Annotated in this window: 25 protein-coding genes; 6 read left to right on the forward strand and 19 right to left on the reverse strand. The window is 67.2% G+C overall.

Features of this window, described 5'->3' with window-relative positions:
* Window positions 1-11 precede the first annotated feature (11 nt).
* The 4 genes from hrpB to WFJ17_RS10105 form a co-directional block, all read right to left on the reverse strand.
* Entirely contained in the window at window positions 12-2,573 is a 2,562-nt protein-coding gene (gene hrpB, locus WFJ17_RS10090; RefSeq protein WP_336648318.1) for an ATP-dependent helicase HrpB, read from the reverse strand.
* 73 nt (window positions 2,574-2,646) lie between these two features.
* On the reverse strand, window positions 2,647-4,230 hold the full coding sequence (locus tag WFJ17_RS10095) for an SPFH domain-containing protein (RefSeq protein WP_336648319.1): 1,584 nt from the start codon (window positions 4,228-4,230) through the stop codon (window positions 2,647-2,649).
* A 124-nt stretch (window positions 4,231-4,354) separates the two neighbouring features.
* Window positions 4,355-5,701 carry an HNH endonuclease signature motif containing protein gene (locus tag WFJ17_RS10100; RefSeq protein ID WP_251439046.1) on the reverse strand — a complete coding sequence of 449 codons (1,347 nt, stop codon included), beginning with the start codon at window positions 5,699-5,701 and terminating at the stop codon, window positions 4,355-4,357.
* Window positions 5,702-5,823: 122 nt separating this feature from the next.
* Entirely contained in the window at window positions 5,824-6,252 is a 429-nt protein-coding gene (locus tag WFJ17_RS10105) for a MarR family winged helix-turn-helix transcriptional regulator (protein ID WP_251439044.1), read from the reverse strand.
* A 409-nt stretch (window positions 6,253-6,661) separates the two neighbouring features.
* Between WFJ17_RS10105 and WFJ17_RS10110 the strand changes: the two genes are divergently transcribed.
* The 5 genes from WFJ17_RS10110 to WFJ17_RS10130 all read left to right on the forward strand — a co-directional run bounded on the left by WFJ17_RS10110 (window position 6,662) and on the right by WFJ17_RS10130 (window position 12,538).
* Complete coding sequence (locus tag WFJ17_RS10110; protein ID WP_336648320.1) at window positions 6,662-7,405, forward strand: TnsA-like heteromeric transposase endonuclease subunit; 744 nt, start codon at window positions 6,662-6,664, stop codon at window positions 7,403-7,405.
* On the forward strand, window positions 7,402-9,441 hold the full coding sequence (locus tag WFJ17_RS10115; RefSeq protein ID WP_336648321.1) for a hypothetical protein: 2,040 nt from the start codon (window positions 7,402-7,404) through the stop codon (window positions 9,439-9,441). Before WFJ17_RS10110 ends, WFJ17_RS10115 begins: the two co-directional genes overlap by 4 nt.
* The gene (locus WFJ17_RS10120) at window positions 9,441-10,556 is read left to right on the forward strand and encodes a TniB family NTP-binding protein (protein WP_336648322.1); all 1,116 of its coding nucleotides are present in this window, start codon (window positions 9,441-9,443) and stop codon (window positions 10,554-10,556) included. Before WFJ17_RS10115 ends, WFJ17_RS10120 begins: the two co-directional genes overlap by 1 nt.
* Before the next feature lie 318 nt (window positions 10,557-10,874).
* Window positions 10,875-11,486: a hypothetical protein gene (locus WFJ17_RS10125; protein WP_336648323.1), complete on the forward strand. Its 612-nt coding sequence runs from the start codon at window positions 10,875-10,877 to the stop codon at window positions 11,484-11,486.
* 344 nt (window positions 11,487-11,830) lie between these two features.
* Window positions 11,831-12,538, forward strand: a complete 708-nt coding sequence (locus WFJ17_RS10130) for a hypothetical protein (RefSeq protein ID WP_336648324.1) — start codon at window positions 11,831-11,833, stop codon at window positions 12,536-12,538.
* A gap of 26 nt (window positions 12,539-12,564) precedes the next feature.
* Here WFJ17_RS10130 and WFJ17_RS10135 read toward each other — a convergent pair whose 3' ends face one another.
* Window positions 12,565-12,849, reverse strand: a complete 285-nt coding sequence (locus WFJ17_RS10135) for a helix-turn-helix transcriptional regulator (protein WP_336648325.1) — start codon at window positions 12,847-12,849, stop codon at window positions 12,565-12,567.
* Window positions 12,850-13,519: 670 nt separating this feature from the next.
* Here WFJ17_RS10135 and WFJ17_RS10140 point away from each other — a divergent pair.
* Window positions 13,520-13,900, forward strand: coding sequence for a hypothetical protein (locus WFJ17_RS10140; RefSeq protein ID WP_336648326.1), 381 nt, complete (start codon window positions 13,520-13,522; stop codon window positions 13,898-13,900).
* Between the two features lie 10 nt (window positions 13,901-13,910).
* Here the strand turns inward: WFJ17_RS10140 and WFJ17_RS10145 are convergent, their stop codons facing one another.
* From WFJ17_RS10145 to WFJ17_RS10210, 14 genes are all read right to left on the reverse strand, one after another.
* Window positions 13,911-14,429 carry a hypothetical protein gene (locus tag WFJ17_RS10145; protein WP_336648327.1) on the reverse strand — a complete coding sequence of 173 codons (519 nt, stop codon included), beginning with the start codon at window positions 14,427-14,429 and terminating at the stop codon, window positions 13,911-13,913.
* Between the two features lie 348 nt (window positions 14,430-14,777).
* A complete protein-coding gene (locus tag WFJ17_RS10150) occupies window positions 14,778-15,161 on the reverse strand; it encodes a hypothetical protein (RefSeq protein ID WP_336648328.1) in 384 nt (127 codons plus the stop codon).
* Between the two features lie 582 nt (window positions 15,162-15,743).
* Window positions 15,744-17,339 carry an apolipoprotein N-acyltransferase gene (gene lnt / locus WFJ17_RS10155; protein WP_336648329.1) on the reverse strand — a complete coding sequence of 532 codons (1,596 nt, stop codon included), beginning with the start codon at window positions 17,337-17,339 and terminating at the stop codon, window positions 15,744-15,746.
* Window positions 17,340-17,344: 5 nt separating this feature from the next.
* A complete protein-coding gene (locus WFJ17_RS10160; RefSeq protein ID WP_336648330.1) occupies window positions 17,345-18,283 on the reverse strand; it encodes a cytochrome c oxidase assembly protein in 939 nt (312 codons plus the stop codon).
* Window positions 18,280-19,953: a cytochrome c biogenesis protein ResB gene (gene resB, locus WFJ17_RS10165; RefSeq protein ID WP_336648331.1), complete on the reverse strand. Its 1,674-nt coding sequence runs from the start codon at window positions 19,951-19,953 to the stop codon at window positions 18,280-18,282. The genes WFJ17_RS10160 and resB overlap by 4 nt, the downstream gene beginning before the upstream one ends.
* Complete coding sequence (locus WFJ17_RS10170; RefSeq protein WP_336648332.1) at window positions 19,934-20,683, reverse strand: cytochrome c biogenesis CcdA family protein; 750 nt, start codon at window positions 20,681-20,683, stop codon at window positions 19,934-19,936. The genes resB and WFJ17_RS10170 overlap by 20 nt, the downstream gene beginning before the upstream one ends.
* A complete protein-coding gene (locus WFJ17_RS10175; RefSeq protein ID WP_336648333.1) occupies window positions 20,680-21,285 on the reverse strand; it encodes a TlpA family protein disulfide reductase in 606 nt (201 codons plus the stop codon). The genes WFJ17_RS10170 and WFJ17_RS10175 overlap by 4 nt, the downstream gene beginning before the upstream one ends.
* On the reverse strand, window positions 21,282-21,617 hold the full coding sequence (locus WFJ17_RS10180) for a DUF6804 family protein (protein WP_336648334.1): 336 nt from the start codon (window positions 21,615-21,617) through the stop codon (window positions 21,282-21,284). Before WFJ17_RS10180 ends, WFJ17_RS10175 begins: the two co-directional genes overlap by 4 nt.
* On the reverse strand, window positions 21,614-22,093 hold the full coding sequence (locus tag WFJ17_RS10185) for a signal peptidase II (RefSeq protein ID WP_336648335.1): 480 nt from the start codon (window positions 22,091-22,093) through the stop codon (window positions 21,614-21,616). Before WFJ17_RS10185 ends, WFJ17_RS10180 begins: the two co-directional genes overlap by 4 nt.
* Window positions 22,094-22,133: 40 nt before the next feature.
* On the reverse strand, window positions 22,134-22,745 hold the full coding sequence (locus tag WFJ17_RS10190; protein WP_336648336.1) for a copper resistance CopC family protein: 612 nt from the start codon (window positions 22,743-22,745) through the stop codon (window positions 22,134-22,136).
* Window positions 22,746-22,791: 46 nt separating this feature from the next.
* Window positions 22,792-23,079: a TFIIB-type zinc ribbon-containing protein gene (locus WFJ17_RS10195; RefSeq protein ID WP_336648337.1), complete on the reverse strand. Its 288-nt coding sequence runs from the start codon at window positions 23,077-23,079 to the stop codon at window positions 22,792-22,794.
* Window positions 23,080-23,109: 30 nt separating this feature from the next.
* Window positions 23,110-24,021, reverse strand: a complete 912-nt coding sequence (locus tag WFJ17_RS10200) for a cation diffusion facilitator family transporter (RefSeq protein WP_336648338.1) — start codon at window positions 24,019-24,021, stop codon at window positions 23,110-23,112.
* 44 nt (window positions 24,022-24,065) lie between these two features.
* Window positions 24,066-24,728 carry a DsbA family protein gene (locus WFJ17_RS10205; RefSeq protein WP_336648339.1) on the reverse strand — a complete coding sequence of 221 codons (663 nt, stop codon included), beginning with the start codon at window positions 24,726-24,728 and terminating at the stop codon, window positions 24,066-24,068.
* A gap of 93 nt (window positions 24,729-24,821) precedes the next feature.
* Window positions 24,822-25,280 carry a hypothetical protein gene (locus tag WFJ17_RS10210; protein ID WP_336648340.1) on the reverse strand — a complete coding sequence of 153 codons (459 nt, stop codon included), beginning with the start codon at window positions 25,278-25,280 and terminating at the stop codon, window positions 24,822-24,824.
* Window positions 25,281-25,355: the final 75 nt, after the last annotated feature.

The following is a 25,355-nucleotide window of genomic DNA, read 5'->3' on the forward strand; positions in this document are numbered from 1 at the left end:
GCACGCACGTCTCAGCCGCGGGCTTCGCGCTCCGCCCGGTTCTTCGTGTGACGGGTCGGAGCCGCCTGCCACGGATCCTCCGGCCACGGATGCTTCGGGTAGCGCCCGCGCATCTCGGCGCGCACCTGCGCGTAGGGGCCCGACCAGAACGACGCCAGATCGCCGGTGACGGCGAGCGGCCGTCCCGCGGGGGAGAGCAGGTGGAAGAGCACCGGCACGCGGCCGTCGGCCAGGCGCGGAGTCTCGGCCCACCCGAAGCACTCCTGCAGCTTCACCGCGACCACGGGGCGGGCATCGGGGTCGTCGTGCGGCGGGTAGTCGATCCGGATCCGGGATCCGCTCGGCACCTCCAGGCGCTCGGGGGCGAGCGCGTCGAACTCCGCGGCAGCAGGCCAGGGGAGCAGGCGCCGCAGCGCAGGCGCCAGCTCGACCTTCGCCGTCGGGGTGCCGGCCGCGAGCGCGTCGACCTCCGGGCCGAGCCAGTCGTCGATGCCCGCGAGCAGCGCGGCGTCCGAGACGTCGGGCCACGGGGCACCGAGCACGCGGTGGAGCAGGGCCAGGCGGCGGCGGAGCTGGTCGGCCTGCTCCGACCAGGTGAACACCGCGAGCCCCCGCGCCTGGAGCGCCCGGCGCACCGCGTCGTGCCCCTCGGTGGCCGTCGGGCGCACCGGCGCCGTCGCCCGCACGATCGCTCCGACTCGGCGCTCGCGTCGGGCGGAGACCCGGGCGCCGTCGAGGTCCGCCTCGACGCGGTCGGTGATCAGGGCGGCGGCGGCGCGGTCGACCTGGTCCTCCGTGATCGCGGCCGCGGCGCGGATGACGGCGCCCGACCCCGCGGCCACCCGGCCGGTCGCGCGCGCGACGTCGGCGACGGCCAGCCATTCGGCGCCGGCGAGGGGTCCGCCGACCCCCGCCCGCGTGCCGGAGGCGAGGAGGAACGTCGCCCCCTCCGCGGTGCGCTCGACCCGCCGCGCGATGCGGGAGGGGAAGGCGAGGGCGATCACGAGGCCGACGTCGTCGATGGTGCCCCACGCGGGGGCGTCGGCGAGGAAGCACTGAAGGCGCGACGCCTCCTGCTCCCATCGGCGGGCGTCCGGTCCGCGACCGTTCCGCAGTGCCGTGATCGCCGCGGCCACATCGCCGTCCGGGACGCGGAGGTCGCCGCTGAGCAGGGCCACCGTCTCGGCCGCGAGCCGGGAGCCGACGACCCCGCTGCCCTCGAGCAGGGCGCGGGCGAGGCGCGGGTCGACCGGGATGCGGGCCAGGGCGCGGCCCTCGGCGGTGACCCGGCCGTCGTCATCGATGGCGCCGAGGTCGTGCAGCACGCCCTGCGCGTCGGCGAGGGCGTCGGCGGGCAGCGGGTCGAGCAGCCGGAGGCCGGCGCCTCCCGGGGCGCCCCAGCAGGCCAGCACGAGCGCGGCGTCGACGAGGTCCGCGGTCGCGATCTCCGGTGCCGGCCGTGCCGGTGCCGCCGCGAACGTCCGCTCATCGAGGCAGCGGATGACCGTGCCCGGACCCTGGCGCGTGGCGCGGCCTGCGCGCTGCACCGCCGAGGCGCGCGATGCTCCGGCGGTCACCAGGCCGCTCATCCCGCGGGCCGCGTCGCGCTGCGGGAACCGGGCGAGCCCGCTGTCGACGACGAGGCGCACCCCCGGGACGGTCAGCGACGACTCCGCGAGGGAGGTGGTGACGACGATGCGGGGCGGATCCGATGCGCGGCGGCCGCGGATCACCGCATCCTGCTCCGCGGCGGGGAGGCGGCCGTGCAGCTCGCGGACGTCGAATCCGCGCGCCTCGTCGTGGAGCCGGCGTGCGATCTCCGAGACCTCGCGAGCCCCGGGCGCGAAGACCAGGACGTCGGCGGATCCGTCTTCGCGGATCAGATCCCGCGCGGCGGCCGCGGCCGTGCGGGCCACGTGGTCGAGGAAGCCGCGCGTGACGCCGCGCTCGTCCAGGCGCGGGCCGGTGCCCGGGGACCAGAGCTCGGTGAGGGGGTGGGCGGGGACGGTGTGCTCGACGATCGGCGCCGGCGCGTCCGTGCCCGAGATCACGGCCGCGATCCGCGGGGCGTCGAGGGTCGCCGACATCGCGACGAGGGTGAGGTCGTCGCGCAGCTCGCGCACCTCGCCGAGCAGGCCCAGGAGAAGGTCGGTCTCGAGTGCGCGCTCGTGCACCTCGTCGATGACGACCGCGTCCACGCCGTCGAGTCCGGGGTCGCCGAGCATCCTGCGCAGCAGGACACCCGCGGTCACGAACTCGACGCGGGTCTCGCCGCTCGCGGCGCGCTCGCCGCGGACGGTGAAGCCGACGCGGGAGCCCAGCGGGGATCCGTCGAGCTGGGCCAGGCGGCGGGCGGCGGCCCGGGCGGCGACCCGGCGCGGCTGGGTCACGATCACCCGGCCCTCGGTGCGGGACGCGAGCAGCGGCGGGACCAGGGTCGTCTTTCCGGTGCCGGGCGGGGCGCTGATGACCACGGCGGTGGAGGCGTCCAGCGCCGCGGAGACGTCGTCGAGCGCGGCGGCGAACGACAGCCCTGCACCGATCGTGCGGAGGTCGAAGGCGGCGGACGTCATCGTTCCAGTCTGCCGCGAAACGGGAACGGCGCCCGGATCCAGGGGATCCGAGCGCCGTTCGCGAGGGCGGGGTCTACTCGGTCGCCTCGTCCGCGTGCGTGGGGGCCGTCTTGCGGACGGCCGGCTGGTGCGGCTCGGCCTGGGCGACGCCCGCGCCGAAGCCGCGGCCGACGGCCTGCCCCTGGATGATGCCGGCGAGGTCGAGCCCGGTCGCGGCGTGCACGCTGTCGAACACGCTGCGGAGGGCCTTGGCGTTGTCGCCGCCGACCACGCTGGACGCGCCGTCGTCGCCGGAGCCGCCGATGATCGACACGTTGCCGATCGTGGAATAGCCCTTGGCGAACTCCGCCATGATCGACGGCAGCACCTCGAGCACGCGCTGCGAGAGGAACGCCTCCTGGTTCGACGCGATGGCCTTCGCCTCCGCCTCGACGGCGGCAGCGCGGGCCTCACCCTCGGCGCGGATCGCCTCGGCCTCCGCCGTGGCGCGGACGCGGCGGGCCTCGGCCTCGGCATCGGCCTGGGCGCGCAGCGAGGTGGCCTGGCCGGTGGCCTTGGCGACCGCGGCGGCCGCCTCGCCGTCGGCGCGGGCCTTGTCGGACTGCGCCTGCTGCTCGGCGATGCGGGTGGACGCCTCGGCCTGCTTGACCTGCTCGATCGCGGCCGCCTCGGCCGCGCGCTCGCGAGTGTACAGCTCGGCCTGGGCGCGGGTCTCAGCCTCGTAGCGCTGGGCGTCGGCGACGCGCTTGACGTCGGCGTCGAGCTGGGCCTGCTTGTTCTCGGCCTGCTGCTGCAGCACCGCCTGCTCGGACTGCGCGCGGGCGAGCTGCTCGGCCTGCTCGGCCTCGGCGCGGGCCCGGCCGACGCCTGCGGCGGCGTTCGCGGTGTTGGTGTCGAGCGCGGTCTGCTCGACGAGGTTCGCCTCCTGGTTGGCGATGAACTTCTGGTTGATCGCACGGTCGGCGTTGGTCTGCGCGATCTCGGCCGCCTGCCGCTTCGCCTGGATCTCCGGGGCGCCGAGGGACTGGATGTAGCCGACCTTGTCGGTGATGCCCTTGATCTGGAACGAGTCCAGGATGAGGCCCTGCTCGGCGAGCTCCTGCGAGACGTCGGCGGCGATCTGGTCGGAGAACTTCTTCCGTTCGCGCATGAGCTCGACGACCGAGAGCGTGGCGACGATGCCGCGCAGGGCGCCTTCGAGCTGCTCGGTGGTGAACTGCTCGATCGCCTTGTCCTGCGAGGCGAAGCGCTCCGCGGCGCGGCGCACGAAAAGCGGATTCGACCCGATCTTCACGATCGCGACGCCGTCGACGTTGAGGGTGACGTTGTCGAAGGACTGGGCCTCGGCGTTCAGCAGCACCTGGCGGGAGCGCAGCGAGATGACCTCGTGCCGCTGCGTGATGGGGTTGACCAGCGACTTGCCGTTCACGATGACCGTGACCGGGGACTCCTCGATCTCGGGGCGCGTGGATCCGTCGGCGGAGACGGTCGTGCGCTGCACCTTCTGCTTGCGGCCGGAGATGACCAGCGCCTCATCGGCCCGGGCGACCTTGATCCAGCTGCGTGCGAGCAGGAGCACCACCAGCAGGACGATGACGACGGCGACGATCGCGACGCCGATGATGATGAGCAACCCGATGAGGGTGGCGGGATCCATATGCACTCCTGTGTTCTCCGGTCGCCCGAGAGGGCGTCATGAACGACTATGCCAGACCCTATGAAACAGCCGGGAACGGCCGGGTCTGCGGGCTGAGCTCAGGCGGCGAGCTCAGGCGGCGAGGTCAGGCGGCGAGGTCGAAGCGGGCCCTCCCTCCGGCGCGCGGCGTGCGCGCCGGATCCACGTGCGGCGGTGGGATGAACCAGACGCGGCTGTGCCGGCCCTTGCCCTCGATTCGGATCTCCCAGTCGTTATCGTGGATCCGGTGATGGCAGCTCTCGCAGAGCAGGATCCCGTTCTCGAGGTTCGTCGGACCTGCATCGCGTTTCCACCAGCGGATGTGATGGGCGCGGGTCATCGACGGCGGGAGTCCGCACATCGCACAGCCTCCGTCTCGTTCGGCGAGGGCCAGGCGCTGCGTCTTCGTGAAGAACCGGAGCTCCCGGCCGTAGTCGAGGATCTCCCGGTCGGTGCCGAGCACGCACGGGATGACTCCGCCGCTCGCGGCGAGCTGCCGGGTCGTGGCGATGCTCAGGGGGAGGTCGGATCCGTCGACGGTGGCGTAGCCGGTGCCGTCGGTCAGGTCCTTCAGGTCGACGCGGACCACGACGGTCGCGCCCGCGAGGGCGGGCGCCTCGTTCTCGCAACCGAGGGCATGGGCGCAGATCGCGCTCAGTGCTTCGGCACGCAGCGCGGCGACCGAGCGGTGATCGGCATCGGGCGAGCCCGGATCGAGCTGGGTCTTCTGCGCGGCGAACAGCGCCGACACGTAGCCGTTCACCGCGGCGACGATGGGGGCCCCGTGTGCGGCGTCGAAGTCGCCGTCGAGGTGGATCCGACCGTCGCGCTCGAAGATCGACAGCGATTGGCGGGCGCGCTGCTCCTGCTCCCGCGGGGCGACGCCGTCCGGATGCAGCCACGCCTCGGCGCGGGTGACCATACGGCGCACGTCGTCCAGGGACAGACCGGCGGCACGCTCGACGAGCGACTGCTCGGCCTCGGCGGTGCGGACGGGGCCGAGCGCGAAGCGCACCCGGTCGAGGAGGCAGATGATGGCCGCTACGGCCTGGGGGCTCAGGGTGCCGGCGGCCAGGGCGCGCTGAGCTGCGGGATACTTCGCCGGTGTGCGCTCGCCGGTGAGGCCGATACGGGGCGCTGTGGCCTCGCCGACCTTCACCAGGCGGGATGCGTCGCCGGTCGTCGCGCCGGTCGTGGTCGCGATCAGCTGCGCCGCGTTGCGGAACCCGTTCTGCTTCGCCAGCGAGTCCGCGCCCAGCTCGGTGCGGGACTCGCGCGCGACGCAGGCCGCGACCTCGGCGAGCATCGCTCCGGAACGCCGGTGCAGCAGCCCGAGCGCCTCCGTCACGGCCACCAACTGGGCCCGGGTGAGGTCGTCGGCATGTTCCGCGCCGTTCCACGCCTCATCGAGACGCTGCAGCGCCTCGTGCAAAGGGTGGAGGTGTTCGGTCATGCCTCGACTCTATGCGGATCCGCGACGACCTTCGTACCTATCTACGAAGTCTGTGGAGAACTCGTCGGAGTGTCCTGCTGTGTGGATCGTGCCGTGCGGGAGCGTCTCTCACGCAGGCCCGCTCAGCGTGCGCGGAGCTTCTCCGCGAGCGTCGTCAGCGTGCGCAGCTCGTCGTCGTCGAGGGTCGACATGCGCTCGGCGATCGAGCGGCCGTGCACCGTCGCCAGCTGACGGAACGCCCGGGTGCCGGCTTCGGTCGCGTGCACGAGCGAGCCGCGCCCGTCGTCGGGGTCGGGGCACTTCTCCAGCAGCCCGCGGGCCACCATCCGGTCCACCAGACGGGAGACGCTCGGCTGGCTGATCAGCATGTTCGCGGTGACCTCGCGTAGGCGCGCGGTGTGGCTCGCGCATCGCGTCACGGTGAGCAGGACGTCGTACTCGGCGGCGGACAGCTCGGCGCCGTCGAAGTCGTTGGACATCTCCGTGAAGATCTCGTGCTGGGCGCGGAAGAGGCTCTCCCAGGCCGAGAGGGCAAGCTTCCGATCGCTCATCGCCTCAGGATATCCGCCGCCGCGGACGTCCGGCGCGAGCATGAGAGAAGGCCGGTCGGAGAGGCTTCCGACCGGCCTTTGTCCCTTGCACCAAGAGTGTCCTGCAATCACATGCGATGAGAGCCACAGCAAACTTTCACCGTGCGATCACTGTATAACGGCGGGGTAACGAAAGCAACGGTTTGGTCACGGTCTGGGTGGATTCATAGGGTCGTGTTCCGTCTCACGGGACCTGTAAAGATCTCACGGGAGTTGAATGTTGTCTCACGGGACCTGTCGATTCTCACGGGAGTTGTACGCGGACGGCGTGTCGACGCCGAACCCTCAATCGTCGGCGTAGCTTGCGAACAAGTCGGGACCGCGCCTCAGGGGCTACCCGCGGTCAGCGGTCCCGGACGGGAGATCCGCAGTGTCGCAGACAACCGCATGGCTGGAAGCGCTCGACGGCACCAACGCTGTCGCAGCGACGTTCAGGTACTCGCTCCATGGGATCCCGAGGGAAGGGCATGCAGCAGACTCAGCTCGCGTCGCGTTCGAGGATGCTGACCCTGTCCGGACCCCGCCGTCCTACCCGCATCGCAAGAGCTTCGAGGGTCGGCTGTGGCTCGCGTCCACCAGGCAGCACGTGTTGTTCGAGTCTTTCTGGGAGCGCGCCTTCCTCGCGAATCTCGATCGCACGCAGTCCGCGGAGCGGGTGGCGAGCCAGCCGATGTGGATTGACTGGAGCGCGACCGGGCGATCTCACGCCCCGGACTTTTTCGTTCGGCGAACTGACGGCACCGCGCTATTGGTCGACGTACATACAAAGGACGACACCGACGCGGACGATGAGGCAAAGTTTGAGCTGACCCGGCGGTTGTCCGGAGCGCTCGGATGGGACTACCTCGTCGTTGACGAGCTGCCGGGTGCGACTCAACAGAACCTCAGGTTCCTGCTGCGCTACCGGGAACCACAATGGCTCGATGGCGTAGACATCGATGCCTTACCCACGTCGGGCGCGATGTCATTTCGGGCGTTTCTCGGGTTGCTCACCGGCGCCGTGCGCGGGCCTCGCGGCGCCGCGTATGCGCTGCTCTGGCATGATCGCGCACAGTTCGACCTGGCGCGACCACTGACGATGACGACGGCGATCACGTTCGACGGCGAACAGTGAACGTTCATCCCGGGGAACTGGTTCGCTGGAATGGCGACGAGCTTCGCGTCGTCGCGGTGCGTCCCGCCTACGTCACACTTCGGCGACAGGACGGAGAGGATGACGACATAGAGGTGCTGCGCGCGGACCTCGTGGCGAATGCGGAGCCTGCCGGGGTGCGAAGCAGTGTGGAGATCCTCGATCTCCGGCTTCTAGACGAGCTCGCTCCAGCCGACCGCAAGGTCGTCGATGTTTGGCTGGAAGAGCTGGAACACCTCTCTGACCTCCTCGACAAGGGTGCGAAGAAGAAAGACGCTCATCGCGCCACGATCGATCGGGTGAATCGCCGGCTCGGCACCGACTACCAGCCGATCAAGGTCGCGCGTCAGGCGCGGAGTCTCGATGAGCTGGGTGTGGCGGGCCTTCTGGACCGACGTCGGTTCGGGCTTTCAGATCGGTCGGTGACGAAGCAAGACTCGCGCCTGGTGCAGGCCGTCGTTACGGTTTTGGAGGCGCAGACGCGCAAATCGACCGGCACCCGGGAACGAGTCGTGTGGATGGTCGAACGCGAGCTGGAGCGCGCGTACGGGCCAGGGGTGGTGTCGATGCCGAGCAGGGCGACCCTCTACCGTTTGATCGGCCAACTGGATGCTGGGCGCAGCACCTTCGGGAGTGCACGGCTCAGGCGCACGACCGCGAACCAACCGGATCACATCCACGGGACGAGAACAGGAGTGCGGCCGGGTGAGCAGGTCCTCATCGACACGACGCCGATGGAGATCCTTGTCAGCTGCGACGGCCAGGCAGTCAGGCCAGACCTGACGATCCTGCTGGACGAATGCTCGCGGAGCGTGCCCGCCGCGATCGTGACCGTGGGCACGCGAAGTATCGATCTGGTCGTCGTCCTCGCCCGCGCGCTGGTTCCGTACTCTGCCCGCCCGGACGGTGTGCGAGCGAACCGACGAACCGTCGCGCAGGCATGGGTGGGCGACGATGATCTTCTCGCCCAGCGGTTCGAAGATGTCCGCCTCGCTCAGCCGTATATCTTCCCCGAGTCGATCACGACGGACCGTGGCTCGTCGTACGTGTCGAGGCACTTCACGGATGCGTGCCGGACTCTGGAGATCTCATTGACGCTCGCTGCGAAGTACACCCCCACGCAGAAAGCGAAGGTCGAGCGCATGTTCCGCACAATCAAGGACGGGTTCACCGAATACCTGGTCGGGTTCCTGGGGCAGGGGCCAGAGATGCGAGGCGACGAGAGCATCCCAGTTGATCAGCTGCTCACGCTCGAGCAACTCCAGGAGCTGCTTGAGGACTGGATCGCAGCAGTATGGCAGAACCGCCCGCATGACGCGCTGCGCGATCCTCGTAACCCGCGACTTCAGCTCACCCCCAACCAGATGGTCGCCGCGTACCGTGAACTCGCTCCTGAGCTGCAGATACCGCTCGACGCCGACCGGTACATTGCGATGCTTCCGACGCAATGGCGTGCGATCCACAGCTACGGGATCAAAATCGAGCACCGCCGGTATGACGCCGATGCTCTCGCCGATCTCCGGCGTATGCGCTCTCCGCATCGCTCACAGAATGGGCGATGGCCCGTGCATGTCGACCCTTACAACCCGATGACCGTGTGGCTCGAGACGACTGACGGGTTCATCCCTCTGAGTTGGCGATCGCCGTACCAGGACGCGCCGATGGCCGACGAACTATGGAGGATCGCCAGGGCGCACGCTGCGGCGCGCGGAGAGGAGGAGCCGACGACCGTCGACCTCAACGACGCGATCCGCCGGTTCGGGAGCGTGGGCAATCGGGTGCCGACGGCCCGCGAGAGGAAACGTGCGATTAAGAACGTCACCGATCCACTCGGCATCACCAATCAACTGCCGCACGCCAGTCTCGCCCCGCAGGAGACGGGAGCCGAATCCACGCACGACCATCGTGGAAAGACGGTCGACGACTACGCCGACTTGGAGCAGCGATTGGCGCCTCCGTTCGGCAGAACCCGCGCCCAGAGCGCTGCGCCGTCCGTGGACAACGGGAAGGCGCAGTGATGCTCGACGACCTGTTCGACGATCTCGATCTCGAAACCCCAACGCTCGAGTTCGACTATGCCCGCAAGGAGGGATGGGCTCAGTTTGCCAGCTTCGATGCATCCCAGCCGGTCGAGATGAGCATGGGTGACTACGAGGCCCTGAGCTCCACGGAGCGAGCGCTCTACAACATCGGACGCGAGCGATTCATGACCGTCGAGTTCCGCGTGGCGACGCCCTCTCTGCGGAAAGCCGCGAAAGCGATCCAGAACGCCATGGCCGACAATAGGTCGCCCGATGCCAGCAAATCAGGCGTCATCATCTCCGGCAGGCCCGGATACGGCAAGACCACGGCCGTTCTAGAGTTCGGTCGCGCGCTCGAGCGACGTCTCGGGAGTCATTTCGGTCGACACGCCAAAGAGAATGAGGACGGCGAGGAGGACGAGAAGAACTTCATCCCCGTGGCGTACGTGCCCGTACCGACGCATGCGACCGCGAAGACGATGATCTCGAAGATCCTCGACTTCTACGGTGCTATCTATTCACAGACCACCCGCTATGAAACGCTCCTCGCGCGAGCCACCAGCATCATGCGGAAAGTCGGCACCCAACTCGTCATCATCGACGACATCCATCGACTGGATCTGACCTACCGCCACAACGAGCAGGTCGCCGATGCTTTGAAGGAAGTCTCTGAGCGATGCCCGGGAACCATGGTCTACGCGGGCGTCGACGTCGCAAAGAACGGATTGTTCTGGGGCTCTCGAGGCGAGCAGATCATGGCGCGATTCGAGGTCGTCCAGTTCGACCGGTACCGGGTCGATAGCGCTGAAGGGTTCGCGGTATGGGGGCGGGTCGTCGCCGAGCTCGAGTCCTCGCTCTGTCTCCTGCAGCAGCCGCATCTGGAGCTGGTGAGCATCGCAAAAGAACTACACGAGCTCTCCGGAGGGTCGATCGGGCGGCTCGCGAAAGCAGTGCGTCGCGGCGCAAGAGATGCCATCGGCAACCACACTGAGCGCCTGGATCTCGACTTGATTCTCGCCAATCTCGCGGCGGGCCGCGCCACCGCGCGATGGGTCGAGGACGAAGAAGGCGAACGACGAGTTCGCCGGCGTCATCGAACCCAGGTCGGGTGAGCCGGTCGAATGAGGGCTCTCCCGCTCCAGCCCATCCTTTTCGCAGGCGAGACAGTGCGGAGCTTCTATGCGCGTCTGGCCAAATGCAATGAGGTGCCGCCGGGGGAACTCTGGACGGCGATCCGGAAGAACCTCACGGGGCTTCCCCTCCGTACCACGCCGCACCTGGCGACTAACCTCATCGAGGAACTCGGAGGACTCGTGCCTGGCCACTTCAGAGAGGACGCGATACGTCAGACGCTTTACATCCGTTGCGAGCACCATGGCTGGGCTCATGCCCCCTGCCGCTCATGTGTGACACCGCCTCCACCAGCGAGGATGTGCACTCGTTGCTCGGCCGGCCAAGTCGTAGAAGTTCAGAGACGAGCGGGCGCGTTCTGCATTCGGCACCGGCGATGGCACTACGGCGGTGAGGAACACGACGTCCGTCATCGCGCCAGCTATCGTCGAGCGGAGCGCTGCATAGCGGGCACCCTGTGGCGGCGTGGCGTTGCGCTTGGCACCGGAGAGATCGAACTCGCGGCCGAACTGCTGCACGTCAGCGATCCGATGATCTCCGAAGGAGCAACCTGTGCCAACCGCCTGCGTGCCTGGTATCCAGAGGCGGTAAGTCTCGCCGAGTTCCTGACGGAGCCATGGGCGTGCCAGTTCCTCGCGGCCAGGACAATCGGTTCGGAGCCAGTCGTTGCCTTGATCGAGAGCAGCGTCGCAGCCGTCCGCGACGGCGGCGACACGGACCTCGAGCACATCCGAGGAGCCTTCCGCGCCAACGGGCGAGAAGCGAGCGTGACAGCTCCGCGCCGGGCCCGCGACCCTTACATGACGATCGTCAACGCAGGCCGTGTTCGCGCCTTCGTCCGCAAGCGAATGCCACGGTTGCGCGGCGCGTTCCTGAAGCACAACGACGCGCGGGACACAGAAGTCTCATGACACCGCTCCGCACACTGCCGATCAGTATCGCGCCGATAGACGGCGAGACCACCGACGGATACCTGGGCCGACTCGCAGTGGCCAACTACACAACCGTCGCCGAGGTGCGACATGCAGTTCTCGAAAGCATAGGACGCGCCACCTGGAACACCTTCGATCCCCGCGTCGGCGTCGCGATCGCGCGGCTCGCGGACATCCCGGCGGCCAGTCTCGAGCCTTCCTTTGAGGACCACGGGATGTGGGTTCGATGCGGACACGAAGGACGCTGGAGACCACGACAATGCGAGCGGTGTCGACGGTTCACAACCCCTCGCAGGGCGTGCTCCGCGTGCGTTAATGGGCTCGTGACCGAGACGGTCGCTCGGGGTGGCGGATACTGCGCGCGTCATCACCAGTGGGCGATGGATACGCATGAGTTCGCGGTCGATGACGCATGGGGCTACGGACAGGCAGAGGACATCGTTTCCGACCGGCTCTGGGAACGAGGGATCTCGCTCAGCACAGGGGAACTCCACCTGGGGGCGGCGCTTTGCCTTGCGGCTATTGGCGAAGATGCCACGGCGCGAGTTCGGCAACGGTCCCGCGAGGCGGGGTGTCCCGAGCCCCGCACCTACTCGGACTTTCTCGCGTTCGCGTATCCCGAAGTGGTCGCGGTGACCGACCTGATCACGACCAGAGCGTTCGTGGGCAGGCTGCTCGATTCCTCGGTCTCCGCCATTGTCAAAGGCAAGCAGCTCGCCATGGCCGTCGCGAAACTCTTCGGCGAGCCGGACAGCGACCAGCTGAGAGAACTGTCCATCAGGATCGTCGGCCACGCGCACGAAGCAGTGGTCTACGCAGAAGGACTTCGTCGAACTCGACAGGCGAAACAGGTGCTCTGTCCACCCGCGCGCGCCCTCATCGTGGCGGCGAACCGCCGGCGTGCATGCTTGCTTCGACACGCGTCACCGAGAGTCCTCCGGAACCGTACCCGACCGAGGAGCGACGGCACGCCGCCGCCCAGTGTCACCCGAAACGAGCCGCTCGTGCCAGACCTGCTTGCTCTGCGTTGAGCTCCACAGCCGGCGATCGGACTGTCCTACCGCGCTCGCAGGTCCGGGACGTCGGCCGGGATCAGCGATATGAGAGGGAGTTCCAATACCTGCGCCAGCGCGAGCAGAGTCCGCAAGGTTGGATTCGCGGGACTTCCAGGCCGCGACTCGCCCTTCTCGTACTTCTGATAGGTGTATCGGGTCAGGCCTGCCCGATAGGCGACATCCTCCTGGCTGAGGCCGGCACGCTCACGGGCGGATCGAAGCGATGTCGCGAAGCGCTGGGAATACGCGCTCCACTCCGCTTCGATCTGTTCGTTCCGCCGGGACACCTCATCAGCGTGGTGAAGGTCGCACGATCGTATGGCCTAATCCGTATGGCATAATTTCGGAGGCCATACGAAACAATCCATGTTCGTCGGACGTACTCCGCTGTTCCCTGCACGTGTGCTGCCCACCCCGACGACAGTTGGTCGCCTCGCGGGGTCGGCCCGTGCGTGCGACCGCGATTGCGACGGTGGCTCGTGGAGCCCGACCCTAACCCGATCTGGTGGCGAGGTATTGCAGCACCGCCACCGGCCGCATGGGCATATGTCTTTGAGGACTTCACCGGCGAAGACACAGCCGAGGAGTGGGCCCTCGCCGCGGCCATCTTTATTGCCCAGACGCGACGGCGAACGGGACATGGGCCCACGTTCGCGGAGCTCTTCGCGCACCTACTCCCGGACACATCCGGATTGCCCGCCCCATTCCCTGACGGGCTGGAGTTCATCGAACGCCGCCGCGCGATCTCGCGCTTTCGTGGACATGCGGCCACGGAATGGCGACGACGCGACATGGTCAGTTGGGACACCCAGGTGACCCGCAGTCTTCGAGTCGGCCGCGCGTTCCGAGAGCGATCACGACGACGGCAGCTTGCGCGTGAGCAGCGCCAGATGTCGGCATCCCATGAGCCCATCACCCGCGACTGCTCTGATCCGCAGTTCGGCAGCGGAGGGCAAAATGGTTGAAAGCGATGAGACCCTGCTGGAGGCGATTCTGGCCCGCTTCGACGAGGGGTGGGCCGAGGCCATCGACGTTGGGCCAGGGTGGTATTCGCTCCTCGTGAGGCTCGATCAGCAACTGAGCGAGATTGACCCCAACTATCGAGTGCAGCAGGTGAAGAGCAAGTTTGGGGCTCTCAGTTTCTACGCACGATCTTCTAGCGAGCCCGACGAGTTCAACGAGGTGTTCCATCAGACGATTCGGAGCGCCGAATGGGAAAGCGCGGAGATGTGTGAGGAGTGCGGGGCGCCAGCGCGTACCTACGCGATCCGCCTGTGGGTATCGACGCTCTGCGAAGAGCACGCGAAGGTCAAACGCGAAGAACCCGATGAACGCTAAGACTTGCGCATCAGGTGCGGTGATGCTTGTCAACGAAACGACGGATCTCCGCGACATCTGTCTGCGTAAGCCCCAAAAACTTGTCAGGGGCAACGACGAGCACAGGGACGTCGACCAAACGCCTCAGCTGTCTGCTGGCCTCGTCATCAGCGCGATCGTCAGCCCACACCACGGCCGAGAATCTACCCTCGCGAACGAAGGAGACCAGGCTCTGCAAGCGCCATCCGGAACGGGGCCAGTTCCGGTGCGACACATATGGCCCGACGAGCTTGCCGACTAACGGACCTCTAATAAGCCAGCCAACTTGCTCGGGCGACCACGTCGTGAGCCATGCGACCTGCACGTCCGAACGCTTGGCAACGGAATCGAGAGCATCAATCACCGAGTCGTCGACCGTCATCCACGACGTCCAACCCGGATCATTCGCATGGTCTGCGTATTCTTCTTCTCGATAAACCCTCGCGATGGTCCCATCGACGTCAAGCGCCAGCAGCACGCTTGGGTGGAGGCCTCTACTGCGCATCTGCACCCCTCAGACGATAGGTGGTACCGACGCCGGTCAACGACCCACGCGGTGCATGTCGATCAACTTCTACGCCATGTGATGTTGATCGAAGATCGGGCCAACCTGCTCGTCCATCACTTGAACATCCTCGAACGCGAAGGGATCATCACCTGCGGCCTTCCCGAAGGCGATGGCTGGCGAACGGGGCCGTACCGACCTCGTCAGCGCAGGAACCGATGCCGCGTTCGAGGCGGCGTTCGAAGACTTGTGCCGCCGCGTCGGTCAGCCTACGTTGCGCATACTCTCGCATCGGTACAGTGAGTGACCTGCTGCGGCCCGGACGCGAGCTCGTGATGAACCCGGGTTCGGGGTTCAATCGGCGGCGAAGGCGAAGGCGGCGCGCAGGACGCGCTCGTGGGCGTCGTCCGAGCCTTCACGGAGGATCCGGGCTGGTGATCGATCGTCCAGATCGGGATGCTTGCCTTGCAGCCAGGAAGCGGCCAAGCCGGGGCTTGCGCTGTGCGTGAGGACGCTGACGACCCGGTATGCCATGCGCAACTTGGTCATCGCTGCGGCGGGTGGGGACGCGATCCCTGTGACCCAATCGCGGACCGTTGCGGTGGCGCTGGTGCCAGCGATGTAGGTGACCAGGCGTGCGCCCAGGGTGGTTCGCAATGCGTCAACCAACTCTGCGGGCGACAACCGAAGTGCATCGTTGTAGGCCTGCAGGTGTACAGCGTCGATCGACCTGCTCATGTCCTTCAACCTAGCCGCTAGAACCCGCGACGGTGGCCGTTCAGTTGCGTGCGGGGCATCGCTCGATCAGGACCGTGTCCTACTACTGCCCTGCGTGCATGCAGGGGGCCGAGCGGGAGTTGCGTTCCCAATGTTCCGGCCTCACCAGCCTGCAAGATCCCACGGAAGTTGCCGTCTCGCTAGAGCTGCCATTTCTCACGGAAGTTGCGACTCGCTGCGCTCAAGGGTCGCAAACCATCCGAAGTAGCGACCCGGGCAGGCCTTCCCGTGGATGCGCCACGGCCGCGGGGAATGCCGACGCGCGGCACTCCCCTCGAGCCGAGCCACTCCGAGTGCCACAGAGCTCGCCCAGGACATGCCGGCCAACGAGGCGACCGGGAAAGCGGGGAGACCGCCGCCGAGGACTGTTTTCCGGTGATCCGATCCGCGCCCAACAGGACCTTCGTTCCTGCTGCTCGGGGCAAGTTGAGGAGGACGAGATCTACGTGCCGCGGGCAGACCTCGTGGCGAACGCGGAGTCGCCCTAGTCGCCGCCCCAGTTGCCAAGGTACATCGGCGTCCAATGCTGAGCATTTCGCGAGCTCATGAAGAACTGATGAGTCTTGTGGGCAGAGAGGGCCGCCGATGGGAGCGGGTGACGGTGACGATCAGTGCCGCGATCGTTCCGCAAGGGATGAGCAAGGACAGCCATGGCCCGAGAATGACTGCGGGGGTCAACCCAGTGCGCAGATTGACGGTGGTGAGTTTGGCGGACGCAGCCCCTGCGGGGGCAGTCGCGATGGTCTTGCCGGTGGGGTCGATTGCTTGGCTGGTGCCGGCGGTGGAGATGTTGATGACCGAGCGGCCGGTTTCGATGGCGCGCATGCGGGCGAAGGCGAGCTGCTGCAGGTTCTCATCGGTGCCGCGGAAGTCGGCGTTGTTGGTTTGGAAGACGTAGACCTGCGCACCGTTCCTGGCGCCGTCCCAAAGCACAGGGTCGAAGATGACGTCGAAGCAGATCGCGAGACCGATCGTCGTGTTGCCTACGGTCACGACGGAGGGAGTCCGGCCGGGGGTGTATTCGCGTTGGATGAGTCCGACGAGGTCTGGTGCGAGTTTGCCGTAGAGCCACCGGTCGGGTACGTACTCCCCGAAGGGGACGGGGTTTCTCTTGTCGTATAGTTGCGGACTGACCTTATCGGGCGTCCACAGCATCGACGTGTTGAATGTCTGTCCGTTCCGGGTGGTGGCCGCGTTGGCGAGCAACGGAGCCCCGGCGGCCGATGAGATCTGGTTGAGGACGGTTTGCGTGGCGGGGTTGCGGAGCGGGTCGGAGTCGACCGATCCTTCCGGCCAAACCAGCAGATCCATGGGGCGCCCGAAGAGCGGTGCGCTGGCGGCGGTCTGCCCGGCGAGGAGATCCCCCTGCTGCTTCCGATCGAAGTAACCGGCGGGGCCGTTGCCTTGCACCCAACCGATTCGGAAAGTGCCATTCGAGGTCGTCGGAAACTGCGGCGTCACGATCAGGATGCCCACGAGGACGATGGCCGGGAGCAAGCCAAGGCAGAACCGAAGCCCGCCGCCACGTAGCCACTGCAGAACTGCCGCCGCGATGACCGCGCAGAGGAAGGAGAGCCCGGTCACTCCCGTCCACGAGGCGACTTCTGCGAGAGGCCCGTTCACTTGCGTCATCCCGAGACGAGCCCAAGGGAATCCGCCGTACGGCCACGATCCTGCGAGCAGCTCGCCGGTCGTCCAGAGTCCCCCGATCAACATCGGGACGAGGGTTATCTGGGCGAAGCTGCGGCGGGGCGTCCTGGCGGTCCAACGGTAGGCGAGGGCGATGAGGACAGCTCCGATGCCGGAGAGCAGCGCTTCCAGCGTGGTCAGCGCGATCCGCGGCAACGGCCCGAGAAACGCCCCGACCCACGCGAGGAGGAGACCGTAGAAGACAGCGCCGTACGTGAACCCGAGCAGCGCGGCGATCGTCGCACGGCGCCCGACCAGCGCGGAGAGGAGGAGTGTGACGCTGACGAAGGTCAGCGGCCACCAGCCGATTGCCGGACTGGCGAGGACCATGGCCACGCCTGCGATGGCGGAGGCCAGCACCGCGACAGGAAGCGGCATCAGCGCCTTCAGCGGCGTAGAGGCAGGCGAAGTCTTCACGGCAGTCGTGGCCGGGATAGTGGTGGCGGGCATCCGTGTCAGGAGTCTTTCTGGCGCAGTGCGGCGAGGTGGGCGTTGTAGGCATCCAGTTCGGGGTTGCCATGGGCATCGATGTACCGGTCGGTGGCTTCGGTGCGGGCAGTGTCGTCGCGGAACCAGCGGTGCATCACGTAGATGATGATGAGAAGGGTGGGCGCTTCGCCGTAGGACCAGGCGAGGCCGCCGGCGACTCGCTGATCCTCGAGGGGATCCATGCCGAGCGCGGCGGTGGATGCGGCGAAAGAGTCGACGAGCAGTCTCGGCGCGATCATGAGGAAGACACCGAAGAAGGCGTGCAACGCCGCCTCGGCGAAGACGTCGAGGGCCCGCCCCGCGTGGGTGAGCTGAACCGGGAGCGGGTCGGCTGACAACACCGGGATTGCGAACAGGATCCCGGCGACCAGAAACGCGGCCTCCAGTACGAGGTGCCCGCCGGGGACGGAGAGGATCGGGCCAGCCAGGTCGGCCAGATACAGACCATAGAACGCTGCCAGGTACAGGGGCAGCGCGATCCACGGGCTGAGCGCCCATCGGGACGCACGACTGCGCAGGCCTGTATGCGCGGCACGCAGAACCAGGATGCCTGCGCCGTGATGCGGGGTGGCGCGAAGTAGGAGCGTTCCGGGCGAGCCGAGGACGAGCAGCGGTGGGATCGCGATCATCAAGGTGAGTTGCTGGAACATGAATACCGACAGCAGCGCGTACCCGTAGTTCTCCACGCCGAGGCCCGTCGTCGCGGCGAGGGCAAGGCATCCCAGCAGGAAGCTGATCGTGCGCCATATCGGCCACCGCCGGTGCTGTCGTCGCAACCGGATCACTCCCGCGAGATAGGCGGCAGCGAGCATTGCGGCGATGAGAGGGAGCAACGGGAACAGTCCCGGCGACGGGGTGAGCAGGGTGAGCGGTGATGGCGGACCGTCAAGGATCCCTGTGTTCATGCCGCACCGTCGTCCGTGTGAGGGGTGCACTCACTTGTGTGTTGGGCGGCGGCATCGGCGACAGCCCGACCGAGGGTCGGGTCGTCGCCGCGTGCGAGCCCGGCGTACTCCACCCGGATCCCGTCCGCAGAGGGGTGCGCTTTCACCCAGATCCGGCGACGGGGAAACAGCAACCCAGCCATTAGCCCCACGGTGGCGATCAGCGCGAAGACGAGCACCCACATGGCGTTCGGGTCGTGTTGCACTTGCAGAGACGCGAACCGTTTCACGGGGTCCTGCGCGGACGCCGTCTCCCAGGTGATAGTCCCCCACCCGTTGGGCAGGTCGGCGGTGCCTCCGGGGGTGAGCTTCAAGGATTCGCGGCCAGACTTGCCTCCCGTCTGCTGCGTGAGCCCTTTGACGTCGAGGGTGTATACCGACCGGGGGGTGCCGTTGTCGATTCCGAGGTCTCCGCTGAACACGTTGAGCGTGAGCACCGGGTTGATGAGATCGGGATAGATCGACGTGAACGCGCCGGACGGCAGGACCCCTTGGGTGGGATACAGGAATCCGACCAGCCCGAGTTGGGTGGGCATCCCGTCAGTGACCTTGATGACCCCTAACGACGTCATGTTGGAGTCTTGCGGAAGAAACGGCTGCGATTCGCGATACACGATCTCTCCCTGGGCGTCGCGGACGGTGATGGTCGGGGCGTACCCATTGCCGAGCAGGTAGATCCGGTCCTCGCCGATCGTGAGCGGCTTGTTCACCTGCACGCCACGGGTCTGCGGCGTCCTCTCTTTGCCGCGGACGGTGACCTCGGCGGAGAAGTCGCCGGCCTGACCGGCGCCCGGTGCTCCGGGTAGCTGGTAGGCGACCTTGAAGTCGTCGAGTGTCAGGGAATATGGGGTCAACCCGGTGCCGTCGATGAAACGGCCGGGGTTGAATGACGAGTAGTCGCTGAGGGAGTTCACGAAGGTGGTGCCCTCGACGACGACACGTTGACCGGTGTAGGTGAATCCGCCGCCGACGCCCACCGCGATCAGCACGCCGACCAGTGCGATGTGGAAGAGCAGGTTGCCGGTCTCGCGCAGGTACCCGCGTTCGGCGGAAACCGACATCCACCGGTCGGTGTCGTACCGCTGCACCCGATAGCCGCGGCGACGGAGATGCTCTTCCGTGATCTCGATCATCGCCGGGGCCGCGGTCCGCGGAACAGGCAGCATCGTCTCCTGATGCACGGGGAGACGTGACAGCACGGCCGGTGTGCGCGGAGGCCGAGACCGGAGAGCCTGGTAGTGATGCCGAGCACGCGGGATGACGCACCCGATCAGCGACGTGAACAGCAGCAGATAGATCGCGGAGAACCAGGGCGACACGTAGACGTCGAACAGGCCCAGCCCGTCGACGAACCCGAACACGCCCGGATTGTCGCGACGCCACTGGGTCACACCGTTCGGGTCTGCGCTGCGCTGCGGGAACACGGACCCGGGCACCGCGGCGACGGCGAGGAGGAGGAGCAACACCAGCGCGGTACGCATGCTGGTCAACTGCCGCCATCCCCACCGCAACCACCCGACCACACCGGAGGCCGGCGGGGTCGGGTTGTCTGCGGCCGCCTCCGTGTGGTCGGCGGGACGCAGCGGATCGACCGCAGCGCCGGCATCGAGGTCAGAGCGGGAGCGGGACATTGATCACCACCTGCTGCAGGGCGGACATCAGCGCCGTCCACAGACCGGTCACCATCAGGAGGCCGAGGAACACGAGGACACCGCCGCCGACGATGTTCACGGTGCGGATGTGCCGGCGCAGCAGCGTCACCGATCGTGATGCCCACCCCCACCCGACAGCAAGCAGCAGGAACGGGATGCCCAGGCCGAGCGAGTACGCCAACCCGAGCAGCCCCGCTCGTGCAGGATCGCCTAGGTTCCAGGACATCGACAAGATCGCCGCCAGGGTGGGCCCGATGCAGGGGGTCCATCCGACGCCGAGGGCGAAACCAAGCAGAGGCGCGCCGACGAGACCGGCCCGGGGCGAGATGCGGGGGCGCAGGGTGCGCTGCGCGATGCCGAAGAGGCCGATGAACACCAGGCCGAGCAGGACGATCACGACACCGAAGACGCGGGTGAGGACGTTCGCGTACCGGATCAGCGCGGAGCCCGCCGCACCACCGAGGATCGTGACCGTCACGAACACGACGGTGAAGCCGGCGATGAACAACCCCACCCCCCACAGAAGGCGGGCGCGGTCCGGTTGCGAACCCCTGGCCGTGCCGGCCCCAACCGCACCGCCGAGATAGCCGAGATATCCGGGAACGAGCGGCAGCACGCACGGTGAGAGGAACGAAACCAGGCCTGCCACCATCGCGATCGGGATCGCCACCCATAGGGCCCCATCGACGACGAGCGCCCCGGGATTCACGGCGACTCCGCCAGAGCGTCGGCGACCAGAGTGGAGAGTATGGATCCGCTTTCCAACTGTCCGATGATCCGGGCAGCCACCCGCCCACTCCGATCCAGCACAAGCGTCGTCGGGGTCGCCTGAATCGGGGTCGCCTGGGCGAAGGCGAGCTTGACCGAGCCGTCGGTGACGTCGATCACACTCGGATAGGTCACGCCGTTGTCGCGCGCGAACGATCGTGCGGTGGCGGGCTGGTCATAGGTATTCACGCCGAGGAACGCAACAGGCTTCCCCTGATACTTCTGCCACACCTGTTCCAGCAATGGGGCCTCTACGATGCAGGGGCCGCACGCGGCGTACCAGAAGTTCACGACCAGCACCTTGCCCCGGTAGTCGTCACTGGACACCGTCTCACCCGTCTCAGTGGTACCGCGGAAGATGACCGGATCGCTGCGATCCGCGGACGCAATCTCCACCACCCGGAAGTCCCCGGCGATATACCCTTTCGTGTCTCCGCCCCGGTACTGCTGAGACAGCGATTCATTGCTGGCGCACCCGGTCAGCGCCGCGAGAACGATTCCCACAGCCGCGACCGCCGCGGCGCTCCGCCCCCGGCCGGTCATGCGCGTCTGATCTTGATCATCGAGCCGGCGACCAGGAACACCACCCCTGCCACCGGTTGCGCTGCGGTCCAGACAACGCCGCGAAACGCGAACGGGAGCACAGGGTTCCAGAGGACTGCGACCACGGCGAAGACCGGGATCCACCACCACATCCGCGCCTGGAACGCGAACCAGCCGACGATGATGGCAAGGATGGACGCGACGAACAACGGCAGTGGCCCCCACCCTCGATCGGCCAGGACCGGCGCCAAGAACAGGACCACTGCGGCGACCATCGCCGGCGCCAACGCGTTGCGCTGGAACGTCGACGGCGCGCGCTTTCTGCCAGTCACCGTCCGCTCACCGCCGTGGTCGACCGTGTCAGGTCGCTGACCGAGCGGGCGGCGGGTCGACGGCGTGCCCACAGCACCACGACCAGGATCACGAGACCGATCGCGAGGGCGACATCGGCGAGATTGCCGATGAACCAGTCGCTATAGGCGAGGAAGTCGGTGACGTATCCGCGACCAAACCCCGGCGGGGCGAAAAGACGGTCGATCACGTTCCCGAGAGCTCCCCCGAGAACGAACCCGAGTCCGACGGCCCACGCGGTGCTCACCGCTCGCGTCGCCGCCACGAACAAGAACACGACCGTGCCGACACCGAGAGCGGTGAGCAACCAGGGAACGCTGGATCCGAACGACAGGGTCGCCCCGGGGTTGAACGTCAGCTGCAGGCCAAGTAGGTCGCCGAGCAGAGGAACCCGCGTGGTCTCGCTCAGCGAAGCCAATGCGGCGGCCTTGCTCGCCTGGTCGATCAGGACAAGCACTGCCGCCGTGATACATGCAGCAGCGAACCGTTGCGCCTGCTCACGCCTCACGTGCATGCTCCGCATCCGCATCCCGGCGAAGCCGATCCCGGCGGACCAACAGCACACCGACCACGCCGGCCCCGAGAATGAACACCCCACCGGTCACAGCGAGGACAGCAACCAGGCCGAGATCACGGGTGGGATCGTTCCGCTCGCCGCTGCTTGCTGTCACGGCTGCCACTGTTTCGGTCGGAGACGGTTCCGGTGAGGGGATCGAGGTCGGTGTGGGGGCCGGAGCCATGGCCGGTGCCAGCGGCCGCACGGTGTAGGTGAACGAGTCGCTGATCGGATGTCCATCCGTGCCGACGATGCGCCACCGAACCGTGACGACGCCGGAGACGGGGGCCGAGCGCAACGGCTGCGTGACAGTGCCGCCGTCGATGCTCGGTGCCCCGTCAGCCAGGTTCTCCCCGCCCGCGGTGATCACTTCGACGAGTGCAGTCCCCTCAAGCGTCTGCGGCTGCCCGGTGAAGTTGAGCGTCACGCTCGTGGGTGCGACCGTCACGGTGGAGTCCGCGGCAGGGACCGTGGAGTCGAGGCCGTCGTGAGCGGCGGCTGGTCCCGCACTGGACAGCAGAACGCCCGTGCTGAGAGCCGCCGTGGCGGCCACGATCAGCAGTGTGCGCGTGAGCGTCCCCCCTCGGCGGCGCGGGATCTCAGAAGTCGAAGAGGTCACCGAGCATGCCTCCCCGTCGGCGGCGGCCGGAACGATCATCATGACCGCGACCGCGGTCATGACCGTGGCCGCGGTCGGCCTGGCGGGGGTCGTAGTACGGCGTGCCGGGTGCGGGCCGGCCGGTCAGCTGATCGTCGGATGCGCGGTCGATGATCTTGTCGAGCTCGCCGCGGTCCAGCCACACGCCACGGCATTGCGGGCAGTAGTCGATCTCGACGCCCGACCTTTCGCTGATGAGCAGGTCGGTCGCGTCAACAGGGCATTTCATGATGGTGCTCCTTCGAATCGGATAGGGGTATCAGGAATGGGCAAGATGCTCATCGGGATGAGAACGGGGTTCCAGCTGGAACGTGGAGTGCTCGATACTCACCGAGAAATGCTCTGCGACGCACTCCTGGAGCTTCCGCAGCAGCAAGGCCATGTCGTTCACCGTCAGCGTGTCGTCGACGACCACGTGCGCGGTGAGGGTTGGCAGATCGGTGGAGACCTGGGACGCATGCAGATCATGCACCGCGATCACCTGCGGGAGTTCCAGGATGTGAGCGCGCACCTGTGCGAGGTCCAGCCCAGGTGGGGTGGACTCGAGCAGGACGCTGGCGGACGCGCGGAGCAGGATCAAGGTCCGCGGGATGATCAGCACTGCGATCAGGATGCCGGCGACCGCGTCGGCCCGGTACCAGCCGAATGCGGCGATCAGCACGGCGCTGACGATCACGCCCACCGAGCCGAGCGCGTCGTTGGCAACCTCGAGGAACGCGGCTCTCATGTTCAGGTTGTGATTGCGCCCACCCATCAGCACCCACAAGGAGGCGAGGTTCGCGGCGAGTCCGATGATGCCGAACACGAGCAAGCTGCCTGAGGCGATCTCGGGGGGTTCGATCAGGCGGCGAACGCCTTCGACGAGGGCGAAGATCCCCACGCCCAACAGCAGCGCGGCTTGTGCGAGGGCGGCCAGCACCTCTGCGCGACGCAGCCCCCAGGTGTGTCTGTCCGACGGTGCCCGGTTCATCAGCTGTGCCGCGGTGGTCGCCATCGCCAGGCCGATCAGATCGGTGAGCATATGCGCCGCGTCAACGAGCAGGGCCAGGCTGCCTGTGAGAATCGAGCCGATCACCTCGATGATGAAGAAGGAGGCAGTGATCGCGAAAGCGATCATCAGACGGCGTCGCGGCGTCGTCCCTCCCGCGTCGTGGCTGTGTCCGGCACCCATGATCGTCCTCCTCGTGTCTCGTGCTAGCGGTGGTTATCGTCGTCTCAGCGGTTGCCGCGCACGGCCTGTTCGATGAACCGTTCGAGGTCGTCGCGTTGCTGTAGAACGACCCGTTTTCCGTCGATGTAGAACGTCGGGGTGCTGTTCACACCCAGCTGGGTTCCCTCCTTGACGTCCTGCATGACGCGGTCCACCGTCTTGCGGTCCGCGATCGCACGGTCGTACGCGGTCATGTCGAGCCCAAGCTCCGCCGCCAACGTGCGGAACACCTCGGGGCGGGACTCCTTCGCCTCAGCCCACTGTTGCTGCGTCTCGAACAGCCGGCGGTACATCTGCTCGAACTGTCCCTGCTGCCCTGCCGCTTCGGCCGCTACGGCCGCATTGACCGAGTTGACGTGCCCTGGCAGAGGGAAGTATCTGACCACATACCGGATCTTCCCTGCGTACTGCTTCCGCGCGTCCTCGACGAGCGGGTAGAACGCGCCGCATGCCTCGCATTCGAAGTCAAGGAACTCGACGACGGTCACGGCGCCCTTTTCGCCGGCATCGAGGACATGTGAGTTGGGACGCACCACTTGGGGCTTCCCGTCCGTCGCCGCCACCACGACTTCTGACTTGCGTGACAACGCAACCGCGACCACGACACCAACCGCCAACAGCACAGCTGCCGTCGTCGTCACCAACGCGACCTTTACCTGGGTCTTCACTGCTTCTCTCCAACCATGCTCCGCAGACACGACGAACACCTCTCCCGATCAGCCCCGCAGTGCAACGCGAAGAGTCGAGAGCAGCGAACGGAATCAGGTCCGGAGGACGGAGAGTGCGACGATCGAGGGAGAAGGGGCGTGCGAACGCGCCGACGGCACGAGCGGGATCTGCACCCTCCCAGCGAGGCAGACCGTCGTCGCCGTTGCACGACGGAGCAACCGGCGGGCAACGGCGACGATTAGCAGACAGCACAGCGCCCCCAGCGCACAGCCCGCGACCCCCAGGACGCTGCCGTCCGCTGGGAGCGCGCCAGTCCCCACCGCTATGGCAGGGGTCATGCCGTCATCGCCGGTGGCCGCCGTCTCGACCTGAATCGTCGCGGCTGGAGTGTTCGAGACACTGGCGAACCGATCACCGGGTTCGGCGTGAAGAACCGACCAGACGCCACCCACGAGCATCAGCAGCACCAAGACGAATCCGAGAATGATTCGCATTCTCAACGGTGCGATATCGCGGACCCGATCTCTCAGGTGAGTCGACGCGATGCTCATGACAAGCTCAGGATAGCAACCGAAGACCCAATCCCCTAACATCTGAAGAGTTATTCAGGGGTCGGGCGGAGTTTG

This window comes from Microbacterium sp. MMO-10 (assembly GCF_037148715.1).
Taxonomy (GTDB): Bacteria; Actinomycetota; Actinomycetes; order Actinomycetales; family Microbacteriaceae; genus Microbacterium.

Bases quoted from the DNA above. Each gene is read 5' to 3' on its own strand.
- WFJ17_RS10100 (WP_251439046.1), bottom strand. From the start codon at position 5,701: ATGACCGAACACCTCCACCCTTTGCACGAGGCGCTGCAGCGTCTCGAT.
- lnt (WP_336648329.1), bottom strand. From the start codon at position 17,339: ATGCCCGCCACCACTATCCCGGCCACGACTGCCGTGAAGACTTCGCCT.
- WFJ17_RS10160 (WP_336648330.1), bottom strand. From the start codon at position 18,283: ATGAACACAGGGATCCTTGACGGTCCGCCATCACCGCTCACCCTGCTC.
- WFJ17_RS10195 (WP_336648337.1), bottom strand. From the start codon at position 23,079: ATGAAATGCCCTGTTGACGCGACCGACCTGCTCATCAGCGAAAGGTCG.
- WFJ17_RS10200 (WP_336648338.1), bottom strand. From the start codon at position 24,021: ATGGGTGCCGGACACAGCCACGACGCGGGAGGGACGACGCCGCGACGC.
- WFJ17_RS10150 (WP_336648328.1), bottom strand. From the start codon at position 15,161: ATGAGCAGGTCGATCGACGCTGTACACCTGCAGGCCTACAACGATGCA.
- WFJ17_RS10175 (WP_336648333.1), bottom strand. From the start codon at position 21,285: ATGACCGGCCGGGGGCGGAGCGCCGCGGCGGTCGCGGCTGTGGGAATC.
- WFJ17_RS10120 (WP_336648322.1), top strand. From the start codon at position 9,441: ATGCTCGACGACCTGTTCGACGATCTCGATCTCGAAACCCCAACGCTC.
- resB (WP_336648331.1), bottom strand. From the start codon at position 19,953: ATGTCCCGCTCCCGCTCTGACCTCGATGCCGGCGCTGCGGTCGATCCG.
- WFJ17_RS10095 (WP_336648319.1), bottom strand. From the start codon at position 4,230: ATGGATCCCGCCACCCTCATCGGGTTGCTCATCATCATCGGCGTCGCG.
- WFJ17_RS10125 (WP_336648323.1), top strand. From the start codon at position 10,875: ATGTGCACTCGTTGCTCGGCCGGCCAAGTCGTAGAAGTTCAGAGACGA.
- hrpB (WP_336648318.1), bottom strand. From the start codon at position 2,573: ATGACGTCCGCCGCCTTCGACCTCCGCACGATCGGTGCAGGGCTGTCG.
- WFJ17_RS10210 (WP_336648340.1), bottom strand. From the start codon at position 25,280: ATGAGCATCGCGTCGACTCACCTGAGAGATCGGGTCCGCGATATCGCA.
- WFJ17_RS10140 (WP_336648326.1), top strand. From the start codon at position 13,520: ATGGTTGAAAGCGATGAGACCCTGCTGGAGGCGATTCTGGCCCGCTTC.
- WFJ17_RS10105 (WP_251439044.1), bottom strand. From the start codon at position 6,252: ATGAGCGATCGGAAGCTTGCCCTCTCGGCCTGGGAGAGCCTCTTCCGC.